Annotated in this window: 23 protein-coding genes and 1 pseudogene; 10 read left to right on the top strand and 14 right to left on the bottom strand. The window is 64.5% G+C overall.

The annotated features are described in order from the left end of the window. Both RAD16_RS03150 and RAD16_RS03145 read left to right on the top strand, forming a co-directional pair. Nucleotides 1-181: hypothetical protein (locus RAD16_RS03150; RefSeq protein ID WP_458156410.1), on the top strand; the 181-nt coding region annotated here is incomplete at its 5' end. A gap of 58 nt (nucleotides 182-239) precedes the next feature. Continuing rightward, nucleotides 240-1,946, top strand: coding sequence for a tannase/feruloyl esterase family alpha/beta hydrolase (locus tag RAD16_RS03145; protein ID WP_458156409.1), 1,707 nt, complete (start codon nucleotides 240-242; stop codon nucleotides 1,944-1,946). Between the two features lie 169 nt (nucleotides 1,947-2,115). Here the strand turns inward: RAD16_RS03145 and lysA are convergent, their stop codons facing one another. From lysA to argH, 3 genes are all read right to left on the bottom strand, one after another. Continuing rightward, on the bottom strand, nucleotides 2,116-3,381 hold the full coding sequence (gene lysA / locus RAD16_RS03140; protein WP_458156408.1) for a diaminopimelate decarboxylase: 1,266 nt from the start codon (nucleotides 3,379-3,381) through the stop codon (nucleotides 2,116-2,118). 23 nt (nucleotides 3,382-3,404) lie between these two features. Continuing rightward, a complete protein-coding gene (gene lptM / locus RAD16_RS03135) occupies nucleotides 3,405-3,695 on the bottom strand; it encodes an LPS translocon maturation chaperone LptM (RefSeq protein WP_458156407.1) in 291 nt (96 codons plus the stop codon). A 99-nt stretch (nucleotides 3,696-3,794) separates the two neighbouring features. Continuing rightward, nucleotides 3,795-5,186 carry an argininosuccinate lyase gene (gene argH, locus RAD16_RS03130; protein ID WP_458156406.1) on the bottom strand — a complete coding sequence of 464 codons (1,392 nt, stop codon included), beginning with the start codon at nucleotides 5,184-5,186 and terminating at the stop codon, nucleotides 3,795-3,797. Between the two features lie 101 nt (nucleotides 5,187-5,287). Here argH and tlpA point away from each other — a divergent pair, with 101 nt between their 5' ends. Continuing rightward, nucleotides 5,288-5,953, top strand: a complete 666-nt coding sequence (tlpA, locus tag RAD16_RS03125; RefSeq protein WP_458156429.1) for a thiol:disulfide interchange protein TlpA — start codon at nucleotides 5,288-5,290, stop codon at nucleotides 5,951-5,953. A gap of 60 nt (nucleotides 5,954-6,013) precedes the next feature. On the opposite strand, the gene RAD16_RS03120 is transcribed toward tlpA, so the two are convergent. From RAD16_RS03120 to RAD16_RS03095, 6 genes are all read right to left on the bottom strand, one after another. Beyond that, complete coding sequence (locus RAD16_RS03120) at nucleotides 6,014-6,208, bottom strand: hypothetical protein (RefSeq protein ID WP_028182113.1); 195 nt, start codon at nucleotides 6,206-6,208, stop codon at nucleotides 6,014-6,016. A gap of 225 nt (nucleotides 6,209-6,433) precedes the next feature. After that, nucleotides 6,434-7,315 carry a 3-hydroxybutyryl-CoA dehydrogenase gene (locus RAD16_RS03115; protein ID WP_458156405.1) on the bottom strand — a complete coding sequence of 294 codons (882 nt, stop codon included), beginning with the start codon at nucleotides 7,313-7,315 and terminating at the stop codon, nucleotides 6,434-6,436. A 207-nt stretch (nucleotides 7,316-7,522) separates the two neighbouring features. Continuing rightward, nucleotides 7,523-8,467, bottom strand: a complete 945-nt coding sequence (locus tag RAD16_RS03110; RefSeq protein WP_458156404.1) for an electron transfer flavoprotein subunit alpha/FixB family protein — start codon at nucleotides 8,465-8,467, stop codon at nucleotides 7,523-7,525. Then, nucleotides 8,467-9,216 (bottom strand): electron transfer flavoprotein subunit beta/FixA family protein, encoded by a 750-nt coding sequence (locus tag RAD16_RS03105; RefSeq protein WP_271589480.1) that lies wholly within the window; start codon nucleotides 9,214-9,216, stop codon nucleotides 8,467-8,469. The genes RAD16_RS03110 and RAD16_RS03105 overlap by 1 nt, the downstream gene beginning before the upstream one ends. Nucleotides 9,217-9,375: 159 nt before the next feature. Beyond that, nucleotides 9,376-9,948 carry a cob(I)yrinic acid a,c-diamide adenosyltransferase gene (locus RAD16_RS03100; protein WP_458156403.1) on the bottom strand — a complete coding sequence of 191 codons (573 nt, stop codon included), beginning with the start codon at nucleotides 9,946-9,948 and terminating at the stop codon, nucleotides 9,376-9,378. 1 nt (nucleotide 9,949) lies between these two features. Then, complete coding sequence (locus RAD16_RS03095) at nucleotides 9,950-10,144, bottom strand: twin transmembrane helix small protein (protein ID WP_458156402.1); 195 nt, start codon at nucleotides 10,142-10,144, stop codon at nucleotides 9,950-9,952. Between the two features lie 321 nt (nucleotides 10,145-10,465). Between RAD16_RS03095 and RAD16_RS03090 the strand changes: the two genes are divergently transcribed. Further along, nucleotides 10,466-11,359: a YihY/virulence factor BrkB family protein gene (locus tag RAD16_RS03090; RefSeq protein ID WP_458156401.1), complete on the top strand. Its 894-nt coding sequence runs from the start codon at nucleotides 10,466-10,468 to the stop codon at nucleotides 11,357-11,359. On the opposite strand, the gene RAD16_RS03085 is transcribed toward RAD16_RS03090, so the two are convergent. Further along, complete coding sequence (locus RAD16_RS03085; RefSeq protein WP_458156400.1) at nucleotides 11,286-12,536, bottom strand: ATP-binding protein; 1,251 nt, start codon at nucleotides 12,534-12,536, stop codon at nucleotides 11,286-11,288. The genes RAD16_RS03090 and RAD16_RS03085 overlap by 74 nt on opposite strands. Nucleotides 12,537-12,640: 104 nt before the next feature. Further along, nucleotides 12,641-13,510 carry a tRNA glutamyl-Q(34) synthetase GluQRS gene (gluQRS, locus tag RAD16_RS03080; protein WP_458156399.1) on the bottom strand — a complete coding sequence of 290 codons (870 nt, stop codon included), beginning with the start codon at nucleotides 13,508-13,510 and terminating at the stop codon, nucleotides 12,641-12,643. 116 nt (nucleotides 13,511-13,626) lie between these two features. Between gluQRS and RAD16_RS03075 the strand changes: the two genes are divergently transcribed. From RAD16_RS03075 to RAD16_RS03055, 5 genes are all read left to right on the top strand, one after another. Next, nucleotides 13,627-14,274 (top strand): DNA-3-methyladenine glycosylase family protein, encoded by a 648-nt coding sequence (locus RAD16_RS03075; RefSeq protein ID WP_458156398.1) that lies wholly within the window; start codon nucleotides 13,627-13,629, stop codon nucleotides 14,272-14,274. A gap of 95 nt (nucleotides 14,275-14,369) precedes the next feature. Further along, nucleotides 14,370-15,455, top strand: a complete 1,086-nt coding sequence (locus RAD16_RS03070) for a DUF2855 family protein (RefSeq protein WP_458156397.1) — start codon at nucleotides 14,370-14,372, stop codon at nucleotides 15,453-15,455. A gap of 134 nt (nucleotides 15,456-15,589) precedes the next feature. Beyond that, the gene (locus RAD16_RS03065; RefSeq protein WP_458156396.1) at nucleotides 15,590-17,377 is read left to right on the top strand and encodes a flavin-containing monooxygenase; all 1,788 of its coding nucleotides are present in this window, start codon (nucleotides 15,590-15,592) and stop codon (nucleotides 17,375-17,377) included. Between the two features lie 137 nt (nucleotides 17,378-17,514). After that, on the top strand, nucleotides 17,515-18,486 hold the full coding sequence (locus tag RAD16_RS03060; protein ID WP_458156395.1) for a peptidyl-alpha-hydroxyglycine alpha-amidating lyase family protein: 972 nt from the start codon (nucleotides 17,515-17,517) through the stop codon (nucleotides 18,484-18,486). Between the two features lie 343 nt (nucleotides 18,487-18,829). After that, nucleotides 18,830-19,387, top strand: a complete 558-nt coding sequence (locus RAD16_RS03055; RefSeq protein WP_008142962.1) for an HNH endonuclease — start codon at nucleotides 18,830-18,832, stop codon at nucleotides 19,385-19,387. Nucleotides 19,388-19,484: 97 nt separating this feature from the next. Here the strand turns inward: RAD16_RS03055 and RAD16_RS03050 are convergent, their stop codons facing one another. Continuing rightward, complete coding sequence (locus tag RAD16_RS03050; protein WP_458156394.1) at nucleotides 19,485-20,828, bottom strand: NAD(P)/FAD-dependent oxidoreductase; 1,344 nt, start codon at nucleotides 20,826-20,828, stop codon at nucleotides 19,485-19,487. A 252-nt stretch (nucleotides 20,829-21,080) separates the two neighbouring features. Between RAD16_RS03050 and RAD16_RS03045 the strand changes: the two are divergent. Continuing rightward, nucleotides 21,081-22,955 (top strand): annotated as a pseudogene (locus tag RAD16_RS03045) (WG repeat-containing protein); the annotation flags it as partial. A gap of 132 nt (nucleotides 22,956-23,087) precedes the next feature. Here the strand turns inward: RAD16_RS03045 and RAD16_RS03040 are convergent. Together RAD16_RS03040 and RAD16_RS03035 are read right to left on the bottom strand one after the other, a co-directional pair. Next, nucleotides 23,088-24,551: a GH1 family beta-glucosidase gene (locus RAD16_RS03040; protein ID WP_458156393.1), complete on the bottom strand. Its 1,464-nt coding sequence runs from the start codon at nucleotides 24,549-24,551 to the stop codon at nucleotides 23,088-23,090. Nucleotides 24,552-24,553: 2 nt separating this feature from the next. Next, entirely contained in the window at nucleotides 24,554-25,555 is a 1,002-nt protein-coding gene (locus RAD16_RS03035) for a glycoside hydrolase family 16 protein (RefSeq protein ID WP_458156392.1), read from the bottom strand. Nucleotides 25,556-25,644: the final 89 nt, after the last annotated feature.

Here is a 25,644-nt window from a genome sequence, read left to right as displayed (position 1 = left end):
CGGCGCCTTCATCGAAGAGGTGTACAATCGTCAAAGGCTTCACTCGGCTCTGGCCTACCAGCCACCCGCCGAGTTCGAAGCAAATCTACCAGGTTGCGGGGCTGCTGCGCAGCAGCCCCGCAACCCGGCCCTAACCCATCAACCCGCCCTGCCGCCTCAAGCGGCAGGCACCTGTCCCTGATTATCGTGTCTCACTACAGGGGTGCAGTTCACATCGACACTTACTTGTCGGTGCGACCATGGCCCTGTTTGCCTGTGTCGCAATCGGCAGCTCGCCCGCAATGGCGACGCCGTGCACCAATCTCCGATCCTTGCAACTGCAGCACACAATCATCAATTCGGCCGACGACAACACGACGGGCACGTTCGTCGTCCCCGGTTCGAACCCGCCGACAACGCTGACCAATCTTCCAGCGTTTTGCCGCGTCACCGCAACGCTGGTGCCGACTTCGGATTCCAATATCAGGATCGAAGTCTGGCTGCCGGAAACCACATGGAATGGCAGGTTCCTCGGCACCGGCGGCGGCGGCTTCCAGGGCGTGATCACCTACAACGAGCTCGCTCTCGGCATCCAGGGCGGCTTTGCCGCGACCAACAGCGATCTCGGCACCGGATCTTCGGGATGCAGCCCGCTGTTCTGCGGCTCGGCCGGCAACATGGGCAATCCTCTCGCCATTCAATTCGGCGATCCCGCGAGCCCCTCGACCGGCCTGTTCGGGCATCCCGAGCGGATCAAGGATTTCGGCTATCGCGCGATCCATCTGATGACCGTGCGCGGCAAGGAAATCGCCAACGCCTTCTACGGGCACCAGGCGCAAAGAGCCTATTTCGCCGGCTGCTCAACCGGCGGCCAGAACGCCCTGATGGAGGCGCAGCGCTTCCCCAACGATTATGACGGCATCCTCGCGGGCGCAGCCGCATTCAACCGCACCCACCTGCATATGGCCGGCCTCTATGGCTGGCAGAACACGCATGCGAGCCCCGGCCGCTTCATCCAGGCCGGCCAGATGACGCTGATCAACCAGGCCGTGCTCAAGCAGTGCGTCGGCCAGGACGGCGGCGCCAAGACCGATCAGTTCCTGACCGATCCGCGCGACTGCCGTTTTGATCCGAAGATCCTGCTCTGCACCGGCGGCAAGCAGCCGCCCGCCTGCCTGACCTCCGAGCAGGTCACGACCATGCAGCGCTATTACGGCGGCACGATCGACCCGGTGAACGGGCAGATCATCAATCCGGGCTCCCAGCGCGGCAACGAGACCGACGACATCCTCGCGCTCGGCCTGGCGTTCCAGGAGCGATTGCCCGAGCCGGCCTTCGACGGCCTGTTCTACTGGGTGTTCGGCCCGAGTTTCGGCTACCCATCAAGCGCGACCAACTTTGCCAATTTCGACTTCCACCACGACATCGGCAAGGTCGACGACCAGCTTGCTGCAGTGCTGAACGCGACCAGCACCGATCTCAGCGAATTCAGGGAGCATGGCGGCAAGCTGCTGATGTATCACGGCTGGGCCGACCCGCTGATCCCGTCACAGAGCAGCATCAACTATTTCCTGGCCCTGGTGGGCAACGAAGGCCAGGGGCCCCAACCGGTCGGCTTCTTCGATCATGACAATGGAAATCCGGCGCCGCGACGGACCCAAAGCTACGCACGGCTGTTCATGGTGCCCGGGCTGTACCACTGCTCGGGCGGGCCCGGCCCCAACACGTTCGATGCGCTCACGCCGCTGGTCAAATGGGTCGAGGCCGGGGTCCCGCCGGAAACGATCCTCGCCACGAAATTCGTCGACGACACGCCGCCTGCGGTGCAGATGACCCGGCCGCTCTGCGTCTTCCCCATGGTCGCAAAGTACAATGGCAGCGGCAGCACCAGCATTGCCGCGAACTTCACCTGCGTCACTGACGAGAGCGATTTCAACCAGAAGCCGGCTCCGAAATACGGGCCGTGAAATGCGCGACGCCGGTGAGCCCACGCTCGCCGGCGTTTTACCGGGTCCCGTAGCCCGGATGGAGCCAACGGGTCGGCGCGAAGCGTCGCCCGATGACAGGGTCCGCGCAATCCGGGTTGCCGCGGAAAGACTGTCCCGGATTTCGCTGCGCTCCATCCGGGCTACGAAATCACAGCCAAGGTGCCGGCGTGTCCATCGCAATGAGCTGCTCGACGTCGATGCGCGGACGCACCACGGCGTATTGATCGCCCTTCACCAGCACCTCGGGCACCAGCGGCCGCGTGTTGTACGTGCCGGCCTGCACCGCGCCATAGGCGCCTGCAGTCATGATCGCGATGAGATCGCCCGGCTTCGGCGTCGGCAGGGTGCGGTCGAGCGCGAGATAGTCGCCGGTCTCGCAGACCGGGCCGACGACATCGGCCGTGATCGTGGCGGTATCCCTCGCCGGCTGCGTCACCGGCAGGATGTCGTGATGGGCCTCGTACAGCGTCGGGCGGATCAAATCGTTCATCGCGGCGTCGATGATGACGAAGTTCTTGCCGTCGCCGTGCTTCACGTAAATCACCTTCGCGACGAGAATGCCGGCATTGCCGACGATCATGCGGCCCGGCTCGAACATCAGCGTACAGCCGAGATTGTGGCTGACGCGCTTGACCATGGCGGCATAGGCGTCGGGCGCCGGCGGCGCCTCGCGGTCCATGTAATAGGGAATACCGAGGCCGCCGCCGAAATCGACGTGGCTGATGTCGTGGCCGTCGCTGCGCAGCGTCTGCACGAATTCGGAGAGGATGCGGAACGCGGTCTCCATCTTGGAGAGATCGGTGATTTGGCTGCCGATATGAACGTCGGTGCCGGTCACCTTGATCCCGGGCAGCTTTGCGGCGCGGGCATAGACCTCGCGGGCATAGGCGATCGGAATGCCGAACTTGTTCTCGGACTTGCCGGTCGAAATCTTGGCGTGCGTGCCGGCATCGACATCGGGATTGACGCGCACGGAGATGTGCGCGGTCTTGCCCATCTCGGTCGCAAGGCGCGAGAGCAATTCCAGTTCGGGCTCGGATTCGACGTTGAGGCAAAGGATGTCGGCGGCCAGCGCCGCGCGCAGCTCGGTCTCGGTCTTGCCGACGCCGGAGAACAGGATCTTGCTCGCGGGAATGCCGGCCGCCAATGCGCGCTTCAACTCGCCGCCGGAGACGACGTCGGCACCGGCGCCGAGCTTGGCCAGCGTGCGCAGCACCGACTGGTTGGAGTTCGCCTTCATGGCGTAGCAGACCAGCACCTTCTCGCCGGCAAAGGCGTCAGCGAAGACACGGTAGTGCCGCTCGAGCGTTGCGGTCGAATAACAGTAGAACGGCGTGCCGACAGTCGCGGCCAGTTCGGACAGATTCACCGCCTCGGCGTGCAGCACGCCGTTGCGGTAGTCGAAATGATTCATGGCGTTGGCTCAGCTACCCCAGCCTACCGGCTGGGTCTTTCGTCCAGGAGCGGGTCGAGGATAAACGATTTTTTCCTGCCCGGGGTCGCCGCCGGCGCGGCGTCCGCGCCATAGGTCGGGTTGAACACGCTCGGCGTTCTCTGGGCTTCGGTCTCGGTGTCGGTGGGCGCGGCGATGTTCGCCGTGGACGCGCTGGAGGCGGTCGGCGGCAGATCCAGCGGGCCCTTGCGGCCGCAGCCGGCCAGCGCGAGCGCCGTCAGACTCAAGACAATGATGGCCCACCCCGAGCCGGCCGGGCGAAACTTTGACGTCACGACGAAATCCCCACTACGCGGGGCGCACCATACAGAGATTGGCGCGCTCTGGCGAGAGCCGGATGACCATGAAACATAAGCGAAATTTTGCCCTCAGCCCTATTTCCGCTCTTTTTCCAGCCGCTTCGCCCAGGCCTTGGCCTGCGACGCCACGTTCTTAGGCGCGGTGCCGCCGAAGCTGGTCCGGCTCTTCACCGACGATTCGACCGAGAGCACGCCGAGCACGTCCTTGGTGATCTTGGGCTCGATCGCCTGCATCTCCTTCAGCGGCAGCTCGTGCAGTGCCACGCCGCCCTCGGCGGCCTTGGCGACGATGCGGCCGGTGACGTGATGGGCCTCGCGGAACGGCATCTTCAGCGTCCGCACGAGCCAGTCGGCGAGGTCAGTCGCGGTGGCATAGCCCTCACCTGCGGCGGCCTTCATCTTGGCCTCGTCGGGGACGAGGTCGCGGACCATGCCGGTCATGGCGCGGATCGCCAGCGACAGCGCGGCAAAGCCTTCCATCGCGCCCTGCTTGTCCTCCTGCATGTCCTTTTGATAGGCGAGCGGCAGGCCCTTCATCACGATCAGGAGACCGTTGAGCGCGCCGATGACGCGGCCGGTCTTGGCGCGTACCAGCTCGGCGGCGTCAGGATTGCGCTTCTGCGGCATGATGGAGGAGCCGGTGGTGAACTTGTCGCTGAGGCGGATCAGGCCCACCAGCGGCGAGGTCCAGATCACGATCTCCTCGGCAAAGCGCGACATGTGCACGGCGCAGATCGAGGCCGCCGACAGTGTCTCCAGCACGAAGTCACGGTCGGAGACCGCATCAAGCGAATTCGCCATCGGGCGATCAAAGCCGAGCGCCTTCGCGGTGGCGTGGCGGTCGATCGGGAACGAGGTGCCGGCGAGCGCAGCGGCGCCGAGCGGCGATTCATTGAGCCGCTTGCGCGCATCCTGGAAACGGCCGCGATCGCGCGCGGCCATCTCGACATAGGCGAGCAGATGGTGGCCGAAAGTCACGGGCTGCGCGGTCTGCAGATGCGTGAAGCCGGGCATCACGGTCGCGGCATGTTCCAGCGCACGATTGACCAGCGCGGCCTGGAACGCGGCGAGCGCGGCATCGGTCTCATCGAGAACATCGCGGACATAGAGACGGAAGTCGGTCGCGACCTGGTCGTTGCGCGAGCGCGCGGTGTGCAGGCGGCCGGCGGCGGGGCCGATCAGCTCCGACAGGCGGCTCTCGACATTCATATGGATGTCCTCGAGCGCGCGCTTGAACGTGAAGCCGCCCTTCCCGATCTCTGACAGAATCGTGTCTAGACCCTTGCCGATATTTTTCGCATCAGAGGCCGTGATGATGCCTTGGCTGGCCAGCATCGCGGCGTGGGCCTTGGACGCGGCAATGTCCTGGGCGAACAGGTGACGATCGACGTCGATGGAGACGTTGATCTCTTCCATGATCTCATCGGGACGTTCCGAGAACCGGCCGCCCCACATCTTGTTGCTCATGATCCCCTGCTCACGCCTTGCCTTGCCGCACATTTGCTGGCCGCAGCCAGCCGTATTAAGAGGCCCCTGATAGCCATATCTGCGACCGGATGACAAACGATATGCTCGACAAGAAGCCCTCCGCCACGCGCCGGATCCCCCTCGTCATCGCCACCGTGGCGGTCGGAGGGCTGGCCGGCTTCGCCGCGCTGTACGGGCTGGGCCTGAGCCGGGCCCCTTCAGGCGATCCGACCTGCAAGCCGGCGGTGGCAACGGCTCAGAAAATCGCCCCGCTGGCCCATGGCGAGCTGGCGGCCCTGACCATGGCAAGTGCCCCGCTGAAGCTGCCTGACCTGACCTTCGAGGATGCCGACGGCAAGCCGAAGAAACTGTCCGATTTTCGCGGCAAGACGCTGCTGGTGAACCTCTGGGCCACCTGGTGCGTGCCCTGCCGCAAGGAGATGCCGGCGCTGGACGAGCTCCAGGGCAAGCTGTCGGGCCCGAATTTCGAGGTGGTGGCGATCAATATCGACACCCGCGACCCCGAGAAGCCCAAGACCTTCCTGAAAGAGGCCAATCTGACCCGGCTCGGCTATTTCAACGACCAGAAAGCGAAGGTTTTCCAGGACCTTAAGGCGATAGGCCGGGCACTGGGGATGCCGACCTCGGTGCTGGTCGATCCGCAAGGCTGCGAGATCGCGACGATCGCGGGGCCGGCGGAATGGGCGAGCGAGGACGCGCTCAAGCTGCTCCGGGCCGCGACCGGCAAGGCCGCCGCGTCGCTTTAGGGCCTTTTATTGGCGCATGATCTGGTCGGAAAACCGGTGCCCACTTTTCCGGATCATGCGCTAGGCGGTGACGTTGAGGTTGCCGCCGACGCCGGGGCCGACATTGGCAAGCGAAGGCTGACCGGCGCCCATCAGCGTCAGGACGGTGGATTTCTCCATGTCCATGTTCTGCTTGGTCAGCGTCGCCGCAATATTCGACTGCAGTGCGCCTTGCTGAGCGGCCAGCATGGTGCTGACCATCGCCATCATGTCCATTACGCGAACCCTCGTACCGGGCCGGACACTAGGGCGGCTGGGTTAACGCGACATGAATTGTCACGATCCCGTAGAGTGGGCTTTGTCCGTGTCCCGGACGCGGCGCGGCACGCAGTGACGCACCGCAGAGCCGGGACCCATGCTTCAGCGTGCACGCGGCCCCTGGGCCCCGGCTCTGCAGCGCATCGCTGACGCGCTGCGCAGCGTCCGGGGCACGAGACCGTCTTAGCGCGTCGGAACCGGCTTGGCGCCGCGGTAGTCGTAGAAGCCGCGCTGGGTCTTGCGGCCGAGCCAACCGGCCTCGACGTATTTCACCAGCAGCGGGCACGGGCGGTATTTGGAATCGGCCAGGCCCTCGTGCAGCACCTGCATGATCGATAGGCAGGTATCGAGGCCGATGAAGTCAGCCAGCTCCAGCGGGCCCATCGGATGATGCGCGCCGAGCTTCATCGCTGCGTCGATCGCCTCGACGTTGCCGACGCCTTCATACAGCGTGTAGATCGCCTCGTTGATCATCGGCAGCAGGATGCGGTTGACGATGAAGGCCGGAAAATCCTCGGAGACAGCGACCTGCTTGCCGAGCCTGGCGACGAATTCCTTGGAGGCCTCGAACGTCGAATCGTCGGTGGCGATGCCGCGGATCAGCTCGACCAGCTCCATCAGCGGCACCGGATTCATGAAGTGAATGCCGATGAAACGCTCGGGCCGGTCGGTGGCTGCGGCAAGCCGCGTAATCGAGATCGATGACGTATCCGAGGCGACGATCGCCTCCGGCTTCAACACCGCGCAGAGCTCGTGAAAGATCTTGCGCTTGACCTCTTCCTTCTCGACCGCGGTCTCGATCACGAGGTCGCAGTCGGCGAGGTCGTCGAGCTTCTCGGCCAGCGAGATGCGCGCCATCGCCTTGGTCTTGTCGTCCTCGGTCACCGCCTTCTTGGAGACCTGGCGCGCCAGATTGCCGTTGATGGTGGCCATGCCCGACTTGAGCCGGTCGGCCGAGACATCGTTGAGCACCACGTCGAAGCCGGCGAGCGCGGCAACATGCGCGATGCCATTGCCCATCTGACCCGCGCCGATCACGCCGACCTTCTTGATCACTGCCGCCATAATGTCATCCACCGGAACGGCGCGCATATCGCGCCTGCTATCCCCTGAGCCGGGAGGTCTGATTTGACCAGGAGCCTGATTTAATCAGAACCCGGGCTCGAAACCTAGATTGGATCGCTCCCCCGGCGGGCCCCGTGCCAAAGAAAACGCCTCGAAAAAGAAAAACCGGCCGGAGTTTATACCTCCGGCCGGTGTTTTGAACGGCTTTTACTTGCCGAGCTTGGCGAGTTCGTCCGTCAGCTCAGGAACCGCCTGGTAGAGGTCGGCGACCAGGCCGTAATCGGCCACCTGGAAGATCGGCGCGTCCTCGTCCTTGTTGATCGCGACGATCACCTTGGAGTCCTTCATGCCGGCCAGATGCTGGATCGCACCGGAGATGCCCACGGCGACATAGAGCTCGGGGGCCACGACCTTGCCAGTCTGGCCGACCTGCCAGTCGTTCGGCGCATAGCCGGCGTCCACCGCCGCACGCGAGGCACCGACACCGGCGCCGAGCTTGTCGGCGAGCGGCTCGATGTACTTGGCGAAGTTCTCGCGGCTCTGCATGGCGCGGCCACCGGAGACGATGATCTTCGCCGAGGTCAGCTCGGGACGGTCGCTCTTGGCGACTTCCTCGCCGACGAAGGACGACAGGCCCGGATCGGCCGCAGCGGCGACGGCCTCGACCGGCGCGCTGCCGCCCTCGCCCGCAGCGGCGAAGGTGGAGGTACGGACCGTGATGACCTTCTTGGCGTCCTTCGACTTCACCGTCTGGATGGCGTTGCCGGCATAGATCGGACGCTCATAGGTGTCGGGGGCGACCACCTTGATGATCTCCGAGACCTGCATGACGTCGAGCAGCGCTGCGACACGCGGCATCACGTTCTTGAAGCGCGAGGTCGCGGGCGCGACGATCGCGTCATAGGACGAGGCCAGCGAGACGATCAGCGCGGCCAGCGGCTCGGCGAGGTCGTGCCCGTAGGTCTCGCCGTCGGCGAGCAGCACCTTCTTCACGCCGGCAAGCTTGGCAGCGGCGTCCGCCGCGGCCTTGGCGTTCTGTCCAGCCACCAGCACCTCGACATCCGCGCCGAGCGCGGCGGCGGCGGTCAGGGCCTTGTTGGTCGCATCCTTCAACGACGCATTGTCGTGTTCGGCAATCAGCAGCGTCGTCATCAGAGCACCCCGGCTTCGTTCTTGAGTTTCGACACCAGCTCGGCGACGTCCTTGACCTTGACGCCGGCCTTGCGGCCCGCCGGTTCAGTCGTCTTGAGAACCTCGAGGCGCGCGGCAACGTCGACGCCGTAATCGGCGACGGTCTTCTCCGCGATCGGCTTCTTCTTCGCCTTCATGATGTTGGGCAGCGAGGCATAGCGCGGCTCGTTGAGACGCAGATCGGTGGTGACGATCGCCGGTCCCTTCAGCTTCACGGTCTGCAGGCCGCCGTCGACTTCGCGGGTGACCTTGAAGTCAGAACCTTCGACCTCGAGCTTCGAGGCGAATGTCGCCTGCGACCAGCCGAGCAGCGCGGCCAGCATCTGACCGGTCTGGTTCGAGTCGTCGTCGATCGCCTGCTTGCCGAGGATGATGAGGCCCGGCTGCTCTTCTTCAGCTACCTTCTTCAGGATCTTGGCAACAGCGAGCGGCTCGACGGTCCCCTCGGCCTTCACCAGGATGCCGCGATCGGCGCCCATGGCAAGACCGGTGCGGATCGTCTCCGACGCCTGCGCAGGTCCAATGGAGACTACCACGACCTCGGTCGCCTTGCCGCCTTCCTTCAGGCGCAGCGCTTCCTCGACCGCGATTTCGTCGAACGGGTTCATCGACATCTTGACGTTGGCGAGTTCAACGCCCGATCCATCGCCCTTGACCCGGACCTTGACGTTGTAATCGACCACCCGCTTTACCGGCACTAAGACCTTCATCGATCCTCTTTCACTCAATTTAGAAGGGGGGTTATTCAACTGGCGCGGAACCTAAAGGCCTGATCCGGCCCGGTCAACGCGCGACAGGGCCAAATTTTAGACCTTAGAAATGCGCCACTCAATGGGTCTGCGACCCTTGGGGTCTGCGACCCCTTGGGGTCAGCGATTCTGGCCCGGAACCCAGAGCACGTCGCCGGCACCGTTATGGTTAGCGGCGCGGCTGGCCACGAACAGGAAGTCGGACAGACGGTTCATATATTGGATGCCAGCGGCGCCGACGGGCTCGCCCGGGCGTGCCGCCAGTTCCACCATCACGCGTTCCGCCCTGCGGCATATCGTGCGGGCGACGTGGAGGTAGGCGGCGGCCGGCGTGCCGCCCGGCAGCACGAAGGAGGTCAGCGGCGCCAGCTTGTCGTTGAGTGCGTCGATGTCGTGCTCGAGCCGCTCGACCTGGCTCGCCACCACGCGCAGCCGCTCAGCCTTGCCCTCGCGCTCGGGCACCGCGAGATCGGCGCCGAGGTCGAACAGATCGTTCTGGATGCGGCCGAGCATCGCGTCGAATTCAGGCATGTCATGGGTGTGCAGCCGCACCACGCCGATCGCGGCATTGGTCTCGTCCACGGTGCCATAGGCCTCGATGCGCAGATCGTATTTCGGACGGCGCTCGCCCGAGCCGAGCGCTGTCGTGCCGTCGTCACCGGTCTTCGTATAGATGCGGTTGAGCACGACCATGTTAGCGTCCCATCGCCCAGACCGCGATCATCGCGATGACGATCGCTACGAATTGAAGCAGCACGCGCCAGCGCATCAGCTTCTGCGAGGTGCTGGGCGAGCCGCCGCGCATCATGTTGACGAGACCGAGCAGCAGCACCAACGCCACGGCGCCGGCTGCCACCGGCAGGATGAAAGTACTCAGAATAGATGCCATCTGAGGGTAGATAACACCGTGCGCGCCGGTCCGCCATGGCGTTCCCGATCTGGCTTTCAGGCCGATAATGTCAGAAGCTAGCGGCATGATTTTCGATTTGCGCGTGCGGCCCGTCCTCTTCGCCTCTCCCCGCTTGCGGGGAGAGGCCGGAATGCGCGCGCAGCGCGGATTCCGGGTGAGGGGGGGCTTCCGCGAGTCTCTCTCTCACCGTCCCTGCGGAGAGTCCCCCTCACCCGCCGCGCGTCGGCCTCTCCCCGCAAGCGGGGCGAGGCGAATTCGGGCCGCAAGCGGAGAGAGAGCAGCGTTGCTCTGGAGCAAGCCGTGAAGGCCATCCGCACCATCTACGTCGTCGTGGAGGACGCGTTCTACACGTTCCTGGCCGATGACGGCTGGGCGATCGCGAGCCATATCGCGCTGTCGACGCTGATGGCGCTGTTCCCATTCCTGATCGTGCTGACCTCGCTTGCCGGCTTCTTCGGCTCCAAGGAACTGGCCGACCAGGCCGCCAGCCTGATGCTTCAGGTGTGGCCCACGCAAGTGGCGGACGCGCTCTCCGGCGAGATCCACGACGTGCTGACCACCACGCGAACCGGCGTGCTGACGATCGGCGCCGTGCTGTCGGTCTATTTCGCGTCGAACGGCGTCGAGGCACTCCGCGTCGCACTCAACCGCGCCTACGCCGTGGTGGAGATGCGGCGCTGGTACTGGCTGCGGCTGGAATCGATCGGCTACACGCTGGTGGCAGCCATCACTGCGCTCGCCATGGCGTTCCTGATCGTGCTCGGCCCGCTCTTCATCGAGGCGGCGCGGCGCCACATTCCGCTGTTCGTCGAATCCAACGAAAGCATCCTCACCTGGCTGCGCTACGGCATCACCATTGCCGCACTGGTGGTGGCACTGTTCATCCTGCACGCCTGGCTGCCGGCGGGACGGCGCGGCTTCTTCCAGATCCTGCCCGGCATCGTCTTCACCATGGTGGCCTCATTGATCTCGGGTGTCGTGTTCGGCCAGTACCTGGCGCGCTTCGCCAACAATTACGTGACGATGTATGCGGGGCTCGCCTCGGTGATCATCGCGCTGGTGTTTTTGTATTTCATCGCCGCGATCTTCGTTTACGGCGGCGAGCTCAACGCCGCGATCATCAAGTCGCGGCTTCCTCACGGCGTTTCGCTTCAAGCAGCGCAGTCGCTAAAGCCCGGGGCGACACAGGCTTGACCAGGAAGGCATCGGCGCCGGCCTCGCGCGAGGCGGCCTCGTCCTCGCCGCGGCCGGACACGCCGATGATGGGGATCTGAGCCAGCGGCGGCGCCATGGTGCGGATCCGCCTGATGGCCTCGACGCCGTCGATGCCCGGTAGCACCATGTCCATCAGCACCGCGTCGAAGGCGCCCTGCTCCAGCCGGTTCACGGCGTCCTCACCGCGCCCGATGAACTCGGCATGATGACCGAGCTCGGTCAGGATCGTGTTGAGCACGACACGGCCGAACGGATTGTCCTCGACGCTGAGCACGCGCAGCCCGGCCACGGCATCTGTCTTGGCCTGGTTTGACTTGCGGGACCTGCCCGAGCCCGTCGCATCCACCGACACCGTCAGTGTGAACGTGGCGCCGCCGCCGCGGCGCGGCGCGACCGTGATGTCGCCGCCCATCGCACGCGCCAGTTGCTTCACCGAGGACAGCCCGAGCCCGGCGCCGCCGAAGCGCGAGGCGATGGTGACATTGGCCTGGGTGAACGGGCGGAACAGCCGTTTGATCTCGGCCATGGTGAGGCCGATGCCGCTGTCGGAGACCGAGAAGGCGACGCCGATCCTGCCGCCTTTCTTCTTGCCTTTGGCGGGACGCCAGGGCGCAACCGCGAGCGCGACGCCGCCCTGGTCGGTGAATTTCACGGCATTGTCGATCAGGTTTTCCAGCGCGGCGCGCAGGCGGACGGGATCGCCAACCACCAGCCCCGGCAGCTTGTCGGAGATCTCGACCTGGGCCTGGAGGCCCTTGGCCGCGGCGCGGCCGGCCAGCGAATCGCCGGCGCTGCGAGCGAGCGTCCTGAGGTCGAACAGGTCCTGCCGCAGGCTGTTTCCGCCCGTGCCGGTGCGGGCAGCGTCCACAAACAGCGTGGCAAGGCTCGCCAGATGCTCGGCGCCGGCCTTGATGGTGTCGGCCCAGCGCCGCTCTCGCTCGCCGAGATCGGAGGTCGCGAGCAGGTCGCTGATGGCGAGAATTCCGGTGAGGGGGGTGCGGACCTCATGGGCAAAGGCAGCGAGGGCGGCCTGGACCACGTCCGGCGTGACCGCCTTGGTGCTGCGCTTGCGCACCTTCGCGGCCGGCCCGGACCGCTTCCGAACCACCCGTTTGGACGTCCGCGTAGTGCGCGCCGCACGCGTTTTCGCCGCCATAACTCCCCTTCGAAGTGTCCCCTTCGAACCCCGGGCCGTCGGGCGAGCATGGCACGGGGGAACACCCGGAGTCACGGCGGCGTTTTGCTAACCCCCAGAGAAACTTAACCTAATCCCACCAATCGGCGGATGCCGGCAGGCGAGGTCCCGGCGGAACGCAACTCCCGCAGACCGGTCGAGCCGCTCGATTTCGACAGCTTGCGCCCCGCCTCATCCCGAATCAGGGGGTGGTGGCGGTAGGCCGGTTCCGGCAGGCCGAGCAGGGTTTGCAGGAGGCGATGGACCGAGCTGGCGTGAAACAGGTCCTGGCCCCGGACGACCTCGCTGACGCCCTGGAGCGCATCATCGACAACGACGGACAAATGGTAGCTGGTCGGCGTCTCCTTGCGAGCCAGGATGACGTCGCCCCAGGCCTCGGGCCGCGCGGCGACGATGCCGCGCTCGCCATCGGGTCCCTCGCCTAGCTCCCCCCATGTCAGGCCGGCGACGTGCTGACGGGCTGCCGCCATGTCGAGCCGCAATGCGTAAGGCGCCCCGCTGTCGATCAGGCGCGCCCGCTCGTCTGCGGGCAGTGATTTGGCGTGACCGGGATAAATCGGCGCGCCGTCGGGATCGCGCGGCCACGGCGCGTCAGCCTCGCGCGCGGCCACGAGCTTTGCGATCTCGGCGCGGCTTTCGAAGGCGGGATAGACGAGGCCGAGCGCGGAGAGTTTGTCCAGCGCGGCGCGATATTCGGCGAGATGCTCCGACTGCCGCCGCACCGGCATCTCCCAGGCGATTCCGAGCCAGGCGAGATCCTCATAGATCGCCGCCTCATAGTCCGGCCGGCAGCGCGTTGCATCGATGTCCTCGATCCGCAGCAGCAGCCGCCCGCCAGCCTCGCGCGCGCAGTCGAAGTTCAGCAGCGCCGAATAAGCGTGGCCAAGATGCAGAAAGCCGTTCGGGCTGGGGGCAAATCGGAAAACGGGTGGCATGAGTTCTCGGTGTATTCGTCATTGCCGGGCTTGACCCGGCAATCCATCTTCCAGGACTCTGTTACGATAGGAGATGGATGCGCGGGTCAAGCCCGCGCATCACAGATTGAGCCGCCATGACCATCCACCTCGAAACCCAATCCGATCTCGAAGAGGCCGTTCACGCCCTGATCAAGCGCGATCCGCGCCTCAAGCCCGTGCTGGAGATCGCGGGCATGCCGGCCCTGCGGCGGCGCGAACCGGGCTTTACGGGGCTCGCCCACATCGTCTGCGGGCAGCAGCTCTCGACCGCGAGCGCGGCGGCGATCTGGGGACGGCTGTCGGCCGCGTTCGATCCGTTCGATCATGACGCCGTGCGCCGCGCCCGCACCGACCGGCTGGGACGGCTCGGCCTCTCCGCGGCCAAGATCAAGACGCTGAAACATCTCGCGCGCGAGATCACCGCGCAGCGGCTGAACCTCGACGTGCTCGCGGAGGAGGACGCTGACGCCGCGCATCACACGCTGATCTCGCTGCCCGGCATCGGGCCGTGGACCGCGGACGTCTATCTCTTGTTTTGTCTCGGCCATGGCGATGCCTGGCCCGCCGGCGATCTCGCCGTGCAGGAGGGCATCAAGATCGGCCTCGGGCTGCAAGCGCGGCCGACGGAAAAGCAGATGGCGCCACTCGCCGAACCCTGGCGTCCGCTGCGCGGCGCGGCGGCGCATCTGTGGTGGAGCTATTATCGCGCGGTGAAGAAGCGCGAGGGTGTGCTCACGGCGTAAGTAGGCAAACAGCGTTTAAAACTATGTTGCTGTTGCAAACGGCGTGCGTGTGATCGATCAGATGCCCGCACGGACACAAGCCGGGATCTGACATCATGACAGCCACCGACTTCATCGTTGCGCGAGACGATTTCGAAAATTGCAAGACGATCTCGACCGAGCTGCCGGCAGCGGATGCACTGCCGCAGGACGCACTGCTGGTGAAGGTCGACCGCTTCGCGCTGACCGCCAACAACATCACCTATGCCGTGCTCGGCGACGAGCTGAAATACTGGCAACTGTTTCCGGCACCCGCCGGCTTCGGCAACATTCCGGTGTGGGGCTTTGGCGAGGTGATCGCCTCGAACCATCCGAACGTTCCGGTCGGCGAGCACCTGTTCGGCTATTTTCCCATGGCCACGCATCTCGTCATCGAAGCCACCGACGTCAGCAAGCGCGGCTTGCGTGACGGTGCTGCGCACCGGCAGGGCGTCGCGCCGGTCTACAACGCCTATGCACGCGTCAGCGGCGATCCCACTTATGCCGGCAGGCAGGGCGACTACCAGGCGCTGCTGCGGCCGCTGTTCATGCTGTCGTTCCTGGTCGATGACTTCCTCGCCGAGAACGACGATTTCGGTGCGCGCACGGTGCTGCTGTCGAGCGCATCGAGCAAGACCGCGTTCGGCCTCGCGCATCTGCTGCATACCCGCGGCCGCAAGGTGATCGGGCTGACTTCTGCCGGCAATACCGGCTTCGTCACCTCGCTTGGATGTTACGACGAGGTCGTCACCTATGATCGCGTGACGTCGCTGCCATCAGACGCGCCAGCCGCCTTCGTCGACATGGCCGGCAACAGCGCACTGCGCGCCGGACTGCATCAGCATTTCTGCGATCAGATGAAATGCTCGGTACGCGTCGGAATGACGCATCGCGCCACCGAACCCGACGAAGGCGCGCTGCCCGGCGCAAAGCCACGCTGGTTCTTCGCCCCCGACCAGATCCGCAAGCGCGCCAAGGAATGGGGCCCGGGCGGCATCGAGCAGCGCTTTGGCGCGGCGTGGTCCGGCTTCGCGCCGATGCTGGAGAGATGCCTGAGCGTCGTCGAGAGCCGCGGACCGGACGCGGTGCGGCAGGTCTATCTCGACACGCTGAAGGGGCGTATTCCGCCTGAGCAGGGCCACATGCTCTCGCTGCTCGGGTAAAGCGCTTTTGGCGGCCGTAGAACCGGTATAGCGTTCACCTCAATAATTGGAGCATGATCTCTTCGGAAAACCGCTGCACACTTTTCCGGATCATGCTCGCGAGGAAACGCCGCGAAGACGGCACGAGGTCGCGCATGCTGGATCGTACGAAGGATATTGCTGCCTCCGCGCAAGCCTGGCTCGATAAATTCGAGCGCACGCTGGGCAAGCCCGAGCCCGCCGCGCTCGATCGCCTCTTCCTCGCCGACAGCTTTTGGCGCGACGTGCTGGCGCTGAGCTGGAACCTGCAGACACTTGCCGGCCGTGAAACAGTCGTACGGGATCTGACGACGCTCGCGCCGAAGGTGGCACCGGGCCATTTCAAGATTGCGCCGAACCGCGCAGCGCCGCGCTGGGTGACGCGCGCCGGCACCAGCAACATCGAGGCGATCTTCAATTTCGAGACCGCACTTGGCCGCGGCAGTGGCATCGTCCGCCTCATGCCTGATCCCGCCGACGGCGACCGGCTGAAGGCCTGGACCCTGCTCACCGCGCTCGACGAGCTCAAGGGGTTCGAGGAACAGCTCGGCTCATCGCGACCGCGGGGACAAGCCTATTCGCGCGATTTCCGCGGGCCGAACTGGCTCGATCTGCGCAACGCCTCGCGCGATTATTCCGACCGCGATCCGGCCGTGCTGGTGGTCGGCGGCGGCCAGGCCGGGCTCGCGATCGCGGCACGGCTGAAGCAGTTGCAGATCGACACGTTGATCGTCGATCGCGAGGCGCGGATCGGCGACAATTGGCGCAAGCGCTATCACGCGCTGACCCTGCACAACCAGGTGCAGGTCAATCACATGCCCTACATGCCGTTCCCGCCGAGCTGGCCGACCTATATCCCCAAGGACAAGCTCGCCAACTGGTTCGAAGCCTATGTCGACGCGATGGAGCTGAATTTCTGGACCGGCACCGAGTTCGAGGGCGGCGCCTATGACGAGGCCAAGGGCCGCTGGACGGTGACGCTGCGGCGCGCCGACGGCAGCAAGAGCACCATGCATCCGCGTCATGTGGTGCTGGGGACCGGCGTCAGCGGCATCGCGAACGTCCCGGACATTCCAACTCTTGATAAATTCAAAGGCACGCTGCTGCATTCGAGCCGCTACGAGGACGGCGAGAACTGGATCGGCAAGCGCGCCATCGTCATCGGCAGCGGCAACAGCGGCCACGACATCGCGCAGGATCTCTATTCCAGTGGCGCCGAGGTGACGCTGGTGCAGCGCTCGCCCACGCTCGTCACCAATATAGAGCCCTCGGCGCAGCTGGCCTATGCGACCTACAATGAGGGCACGCTTGAGGACAACGATCTGATCGCGGCCTCGATGCCGACGCCGCTGGCGAAGAGGACGCATGTGATGCTGACCGAGCAATCGAAGGAGCTCGACAAGGAGCTGCTCGACGGCCTCCGCCGCGTCGGCTTCAAGCTCGACTTCGGCGAGGCCGGCACCGGCTGGCAGTTCAAATACCTCACCCGCGGCGGCGGCTATTATTTCAACGTCGGCTGCTCCAACCTGATCGTCGAGGGTGCGATCAAGCTCAGCCAGTTCGAGGACATCGCGAGCTTTACGGCAAACGGCGCGCAGATGAAGGACGGCACGGCCATCACCGCCGATCTCATCGTGCTCTCCACCGGCTACAAGCCGCAGGAATATCTGGTGCGAAAGCTGTTCGGCGATGCCGTCGCCGACCGCGTCGGCCCGGTCTGGGGCTTTGGCGACGGCTTTGAGCTGCGCAACATGTATGCGCGGACGAAGCAGCCCGGCCTGTGGTTCATCGCCGGCAGCCTCGCGCAATGCCGGATCAACTCGAAATATCTCGCGCTGCAGATCAAGGCGATCGAGGAAGGGATTTTGGGACGAGTTGCGGCTGCATCGATGAGCACGGCTTGAGCAACACCGTCATTGCGAGCGCAGCGAAGCAATCCAGACTGTCTCCACGGAAAGATTCTGGATTGCTTCGCTGCGCTCGCAATGACGACGTGGAGACAGTGTCGCACCGCGACAGAGAATAGAGGAGAGACTGCACAATGCCAGCCATTCTCGGCACCGGCGAGCACCGCTACCGCGTCGTCGAAAATTTCGCAAAGCTGCCGGACGGCTGGCAGCTCACCGACGTCGCCTCGGTCGCGGTCGACAGCAAGGACCGGGTCTATGTCTTCAACCGCGGCGAACATCCGATGGTGGTGCTGGACCGCGAGGGAAATTTCCTCCGGAGTTTTGGCGAAGGCCTGTTCACCCGCGCGCACGGCCTGCACATCGACGCCGACGACAATCTCTACTGCACCGATGACGGCGACCACACCGTGCGCAAATGCACCACCGACGGCAAGGTGCTGCTGACGATCGGCATTCCCGCAAAGCCGGCGCCGTTCATGAGCGGCGAGCCGTTCCATCGCTGCACCCACACCGCGCTGTCGCCGAAGGGCGAAATCTACGTCTCCGACGGCTATGGCAATGCGCGCGTGCACCAATACACGCCGGACGGCAAGCTGATGAAGAGCTGGGGCGAGCCGGGCACCGATCCCGGCCAGTTCAACATCGTGCACAATATCGCCACCGATGCCGATGGCTGGGTCTATGTCGCCGACCGCGAGAACCATCGCGTGCAGGTGTTCAACGGCGAGGGCAAATACGAGACGCAGTGGAACAACCTGCATCGCCCCTGCGCGCTGTGCTGTTGTGGCGGAGCCAAGAGCCCGACCTTCGTCATCGGCGAGCTCGGTCCCGGCCTCGATATCAACCGCAACGTGCCCAATATCGGCCCGCGGCTGTCGATCGTCAATGCGCAAGGCAAGCGCATCGCGCGGCTCGGCGGCGAAGCCGGCCCTGGCGTTGCCAGCGGCAAATTCCTGGCACCGCACGGCATCGCGCTGGATTCAAGGGGCGACATCTATGTCGGCGAGGTCGGTGTCACCAACTGGACGACGAGCTTTCCGAACGAGGAAATGCCGGCCGTGGTGCGCGCGACGCGGTGCTTGCAGAAGCTGGAGCGGGTATAATTCTCCCGTCACCGCCGACGCCTTGTCCGGATTGGCCTTCAGCCACGCGATCAATTGTTTGAGATCGTCCGCCGGGAACGATCGTGGTGACGGGGCGCATCGGATAATCCTCAGCCGCAACAGCGCAAATCGGCGCCGCGCCGAGCACGGCCGCGAGCAGCGCGGCCAACCAGCCTCGCATGGACCCTCCCCGAATCGCGGCGTTTTTGAGCGTTTGCCACCCCGCCGCCGTATTGCTTGCGCCTGAATAAGTCGCTCAACGGGCTTCACAATCCCGTCACGCTGCATGTAGTATGTCAATACATGCTGCTTCGCAGCGTATATTGGAGGCCGGGAGCGTTACTTGAACGCACATGTCTCGCAAGGCAGTTGGCCGGTGCTGGTCCTCAACGCGGACTTTCGGCCGCTGAGTTACTACCCACTGTCTCTGTGGTCGTGGCAGGACGCGATCAAGGCGGTGTTTCTCGATCGCGTCAACATCGTCGCTCACTACGATCAGGCGGTCCACAGTCCCACGCTGCAAATGCAGCTGCCGAGCGTCGTCTCGCTCAAATCCTTCGTCAAGCCGACCACCCACCCGGCCTTCACCCGGTTCAACGTCTTCCTGCGCGATCGTTTCGCCTGCCAATATTGCGGCTCGCCCGAAGACCTTACCTTCGATCACATCATCCCGCGCAGCAAAGGCGGCCAGACCACCTGGGAGAACGTGGTCGCGGCATGCTCACCCTGTAACCTGCGCAAGGGCAATCTCACCCCGGCGCAGGCCAAGATGTTTCCGCGCCAGAGCGCGTTCGCGCCGACCGTGCACCAGCTGCACCGCAACGGCCGCCTGTTCCCGCCGAACTATCTGCACGATAGCTGGCTGGACTACCTCTACTGGGATACGGAACTGGATCCGTAGGCCGAGACAGCGCTCACCGTTGCACGTGTGGCGATTCTCCTGACCTCAAAAGCAAAAGACCCGCCGGCTTGCCGACGGGTCTTCGTCTCATCGAGCGTCAGGCACTTTGCACCAGGGAATGAGCCTCGATTCGCTGCCGGATATCAGGCTCATTGAGCAGCTCGAACGGCTCCATGAGCTGCAGGACGTCCGAGAATGCCCTCTGAACCACGGGATCGGCCACGACCGCGCGGAAGAGGGCCGCTTCGAACTGGCGGCTTTCCTCGTATCGCTCCGGCCGCTCGCCCCGTGTGGTCGGATAGGCGAAATCGGCGCTCACGCCCATGTTCCAGGGCGCCTGAAGCAACGCACCCACCGCGGACATGAACGCGGCCTGGAGCGCCTCGATCGGGTCAGGCTCCCCGGCCACGCGATCGACGATATCGCTGAGCAGCTTCGCCTCGCGAGCTGCGACGGTCATGCCCTGCCCGTAGACCGGATTGAACCGGCACAGCGAGTCCGCCACCGGAAGGATCCCGCGCGGCAGTCGCTCGAGCCGCTCGAAATGCCGCCAACGGCTCTCGTCCAGCACGAAGTGCCTGAGGCCGCCGGGCGGCAGCAGCTTGTAGATCGCGTTATAGACCGCCGGTGTCTTCAGCTGGCGCGCGACGGCGAGAAACTCTTCCCAGGTCTTCGGGCGATCCGTCGCGCCGTGATGGGAAATCGTCACGAACCAGCGGCCGCCCTCGAGAGGAACGATCAACCCGGCTATTGCCGACGTCGCCGGATCGGGCAACGTGACCAGAATTTGCCAGTTGAACGAATTGCGCCCGGGCCTGAGAACCGCGGTCGTGTAGCTGATGTCGACGCCGACGGCGGTCTCCTGCGGCTTTTCCCAGCCGAGCACATCGAGCAGGCCGAGCGTCGGCGCGCCGCGGCCGGAGGCATCGACCACGAGATCAGCCTCGATCGCAGCACCCACGCCCGTGTCGCTCTCGAACTTGACCATCGGCCGGATCGCCGCCGGCACGATCTCCGTCACACGGCTCTGCGCTTGCAATTTGACATTGGGAATCGCGACGACCTTTCGGCGCAGGGTATGCTCGATCAGCGGCCGCGAGGCGCAGAGCAGCGTGGTGCCGCAGTCGCGCCGCGGCAGCGCGCCGACGTCCGGCCGCTCGTACTGAACGTCCTTGAAGGCGTTCACAGGCACCGCGCCGGCGTCGGCAAGATCCTGCTGGTATCCCGGAAACAGCGCGTCGAGCGCCTGCAATCCGCCGGCCAGCAGAAGATGCGGATGCCGGTCCTGGGGAACGCCGGCACGGGACATGACGGTGGCGGGTGGAGTCTCTCGCTCAAGAATGACGACCTCCTTGAACGCGGAGGACAGAGCACCCGCAGCGGATAATCCGCCCATCCCCGCGCCGATGACGACTGCACGCTGGCCGAAATGACGACTCATGTTCATTCCCTTGGTGGTTTGCTTCACCGCCCCTCTGTGCGTGGGCCGCACTACGGGAATGTTTCCGATCGCGGGATCTTTGTTTCGATTGCAACAGGGCGGCCGGGATGCCTGAGCGCTGCCTCAAAATGCGACATGCGGGTTTGACATTCGTGATGCCGGTCAATCGCTTTGGTTGTGACGCAGGGCCAGGACACGTTGTCGCCACGGATCATCGGTATCCGACCGAACCGGAATACCGGGAAGGTCGCGATGGGTGCATGCAGCTGGTTCAGAGTCGCATTGGTTGTTTTCTCATTCGCGAATGGCGCGGTTGCACAGGACACGCCGTCGGAGCTCACTCCTGTCGGCAAGGCCATCCTTCAGGCCAAGGTCGCGACCAGAGACCGTTCGGGATCAGGCAAGCCCACAGATTTTCCATTAGCCATGTGCACCTTCCCCGGCGGCCTGTGCGGTGCGGTTTGGCGTGACGGTTCGGTGGCAGTGCCACCGCGATACGATTGGGTCGGCAACTTCGCGGAGAAGCGCGCCGCAGTCCGCATCGGAGGGCTCTACGGCTTCGTCAACGACGAAGGACACGAGGTCGTCACACCGCAATACAGCCTCGTGGACGACTACAAGTTTGGCTTCGCGCAAGTCGAGGTCGAGGGCAGATCGGGCCTGATCGATCGCAACGGCAAGACGATCTTCGCACCGGCATACGGGTTCATCGAAGCGATCGGCCCCGATCGCTTCCAGGTATCGGATGTTCGGCGACGCGGCGGAAAGGTCGGCAGCGAGGATTTTTCCGGAATCACGGTCACCCACACCACAGATGGCGTCAGCGTGTCCTTCCCCTTCGATTTCATGAATGGCGGCGTCATCGATATGTCCGGTCAATGGATCCAGCCGCCGGGGCTGCCGCCGCGGGAATTCGATAAAGGGAATCCGGCAGTCCGATGGGTCGAGAGCGACGGACTTTGGGGGCTTTTGCAGGCCGACGGAAACTGGCTCGTTCAACCGAGATTTCAGAAGGTGGAGGGGTTAAGCGACGGCCTGTCGCGCGTGACTCTCGACGGCAAGGTCGGCTTCGTCGATGGCAGCGGGCAATTGACCATCGAGCCGGTCTTCGACAAGGCCTGGCCGTTCCGGCTCGGCATCGGACGCACATCGGCCGAACGCGACGGCAGTGTCGGTGTGATCGATCGGTCCGGTTCCTGGATATTTCAAACAAGCTATCAGCAAATTCACCTAGCGATTGCCCGGCACCGGGAGCCGCACTCCGAATTGCCATTCGGATGGCACTTCAAGCAAGCGGACCGCTGGGGCCTTCTGGACCTCGATGGCCGCGTATTGCTCGGCGCCGACTTCGATCAACCCGTCGAGCCTTGCCAAGACCGGCGACTGGTCGCGTATAAGAACAAGGAATGGCTGTACTACACGGAAGACGGAAGCCCCCTGCAACCGCCCGGAGGTCGGTTGATCGACGCGACATGCGGCCGCGCGCCGCCATACACATTGAAGACCGGCGACAAGTTCCAGTTGGTCGACGCACGCTCCAGGCCTCTTATGCCGATGCGGTTCGACGCAGTCACGCCGGCCGGACCTGACGCCAAAGATGTCAAGATCGACGGAAAGTGGGGACGCATAAGGTCCGACGGAAGCTGGCTCATCGAGCCGAAGTTCGACTACCTTTCGAACAACGCCGATCCCTTGGTCGCATCCATTGCCGGCAAGCGCGGCGTTATGACATCGGACGGGACGTGGCTGATCGAGCCAAAATTCGACGCTGCGCGAGTTCGACCGGACGGCACCGCCTTTGTCTCAAGCGCCGGTGCAACAGGGATCATCCGGATCAAGGATCAATCCTGGGTCATGCAGCCCCGTCCGGGTGTCATGTGCGATATCGACAGCGCGATCGTTTCTCAGGCTGGCGGAAAACGTGTGATCCTGTCTCCCAGCGGCGAGGTCTGGATCGACGCCGACGCCGAGCGTGTCGGCATCAATCTCGACTTCGGCCTTCTGACGTTCTTGAGAAGCGGCAAATGGGGGCTGGTCGACACCGCCGGGCATGTGATGGCCGAGCCGCAATATGACGAGCCGGTCTATTTCGCACCGCGCGATCGTGGCATTAGCTGGGCCAAACGGGATGGCAAATGGTGCCCGATCGATCGGCGCAACCATGCCGTCCCAGGGATCGCATGCTCCGACGTCAATCCCACGCCCGCTCTGGCGCCGCGTTCGAATGCAAGATCGAGCCGTGAGCACTTCGCCTCCGCCTCACACCCCGATCGCGTTGCGCGCGATCACGTCGCGATAGAACGCCGTGCTCAGTTTCGGCACCCGCGCCTGCGTCTCGAAGTCGACCCGGTAGAGCCCGAAGCGCTTGCCGTAGCCGAAAATCCACTCGAAATTGTCCATCAGGCTCCAGAGGAAATAGCCGCGAATCGGCACGCCCTCGGCGACCGCGCGCTGCATCTGGGTCAAATAGTTGCGCAGGAACATGATGCGGTCGAGGTCGTAGACCTGGCCGTCGGCGGAAATCTTGTCCTCGGACGAGGTGCCGTTCTCGCTGATGTAGATGTTCTCGATGCTCCAGATCTTTGCGGCGAGGCGCGGGGCCCAGTAGATCACCTCGGGGCCGACCCGCAGCCATTCTGAATTCATGTGCGGGAACGAATTCGGGAACGGCAGCACCTGGAAGCCCGGTGCCTTGTCGGAGGGGGTGACGTAGAACTGCGGCGCGTAGATGTTCAACCCGACGAAGTCGTTCGGCGTGCCGATGATCTTCAGTTCCTCGGCCGTGAACTTGGGCGCGTCCGCGCCGGCATAGGCGAGGAAGCCGTCGGTGTATTTGCCCTCCAGCACCACGCCGAGGAAGCCGGCATTGAGCTCGCGCGTCGCGATTTCGGCGGCGCGGATGTTTTCCGGTGTGGCGATCGCCGGCACGCAGGCCGCAATGTTCTCGGCCGCACCGACGCGCGTGCCGGCGCGGCCCGAGGCGCGGATAGCCTGCACAGCGAGACCGTGCGCGAGCGCGACGTGATGGCGGGCCTGGTTGAGCTGCGCGGTCGGCAGCTTGAGGCCGGGCGCGTCGATGCCCCAGCCATAGCCGAAATTCACGAAGCGCCCGACCTCGTTCACGGTGAAAATGTTCTTCACGCGATCAGTTAGACGCGCGGCGACGTAGGCGGCGTAGTCGGCAAAGGCTTTCGAGGTGTCGCTCGACTGCCAGCCGCCGACGCGATCCTGGAGCGTCTGCGGCAGGTCCCAGTGATAGAGCGTGGCGTAAGGCTCGATGTCGTTCGCGAGCAGCTCGTCGACGAGACGGTTGTAGAAATCGAGCCCTTTGGAATTGGGTTGACCGACTCCGTCCGGGAATATGCGCGGCCATGCGATCGAGAAGCGGTAGGCCTTGACGCCGAGCGCCTTGATCAGCGCAACGTCGTCCTTGTAGCGATGATAATGCTCGTTGGCGCGGTCGCCGGTCGAGCCGTCCTCGATCTTGCCGGGCGTGTGGCTGAAAATGTCCCAGATCGACTTGCCGCGGCCGTCCTCGTTGACGGCGCCTTCGATCTGGTAGGACGAGGTCGCCGTGCCCCACAAAAAATTCTTCGGGAAGGGCGCGCCTGACGCGGGCGACGCGGGCGTTTCATTCTCCGCGGCCCGCGCGCCTGCCGCCGCACCAAGGGCGGTCAGGCCCGCGAGCTTGGCAAAATCGCGCCGCGAGACTTTTGCCGACATCGCTATCTCCGCGCCTGCTCCATATCGATCTGATAGACGGAAATCCGGTCGATCTCGAATGCGACACTCGATGGCGTCTCCGCATCGACCTGACTGACGCCTGGAAAGAACTTCGATCCAATCGCGAGATTGACGATCATGTACATGGGATCGTCGAAGCCGATCGGCACCTTGATGTCGGAGACCGGCCTGCGGTCGATGAAATAAACCAGCCGGTCCTCCTCCCACAGCACACCGTAATTGTGGAAAGCCCTCGACGCGTCGTCGATCGCGAAGTCGAAGCCGCAGGACTGGATCTTCTGGGTCGACGGAATCCGCCAATGCGTGGTCATCACGAGATCGCCGGGCCGCTCGCCGCGGCCCTCCAGCACGTCGAGCTCCGGCGGCCAGCCGCCGTCATCCGCCAGCATCCAGAACGCCGGCCACACGGCATGGCCGACCGGCACCTTGGCGCGGATTTCGAAGTAGCCGTGCTTCTGCGCGAAGGTGCCCTGCGTCGTCAGGATTCCCGAGATGAACTCGTTGTTGAAGAGCACCGACTTCAACTCCGCCGGCGTGCGGCTGGCGACGATCGACAGCACGCCGTCCTTGACCCTGAACGGATCAAGCCCGAGCGGCGTCCCCGCGCGCCCCGCATAGCGTGGATCGACATAGATCTGCTGCTCGCCATTGGCGCTGGTCTTGCGCTTGAAGTCGGAACCGTCGCCGCCCCAATAGCGTGCCTCCGGCCACGCTGCGCCGCCGGCGTAGTGCGGCACCCAGCGTCCATGCGACAGCGGATGCTCGTCGAAATCGTCGTTGAACGTCCGGCGCATCGGCAGGAACACGAGCGAGGTGGGATCGATGGTCTCCAGCTTGCGGCACTCGATCGTGGAAGGATCGGTGGTGACTTGCAGCGACAGGCTGCGCGGCGCGTCATGCAGCTCGTCCTGTGCGGCAATAGGCGCCGGCACGGCTGACAAACCGATTGCAACCAGAGCGCCCTTCGTCCAACGATGGATCATCACCGCACATCAACATGCCGGGAAACGCGCAAAGGTTAGCTCGGCGGTCCCTGAACGGGCAAGCGCGCCCGTCCGCCGCCCGCGGGCGA

Source organism: Bradyrhizobium sp. 18BD (assembly GCF_054185225.1).
This window is presented reverse-complemented; position numbering and strand designations above follow the sequence as displayed.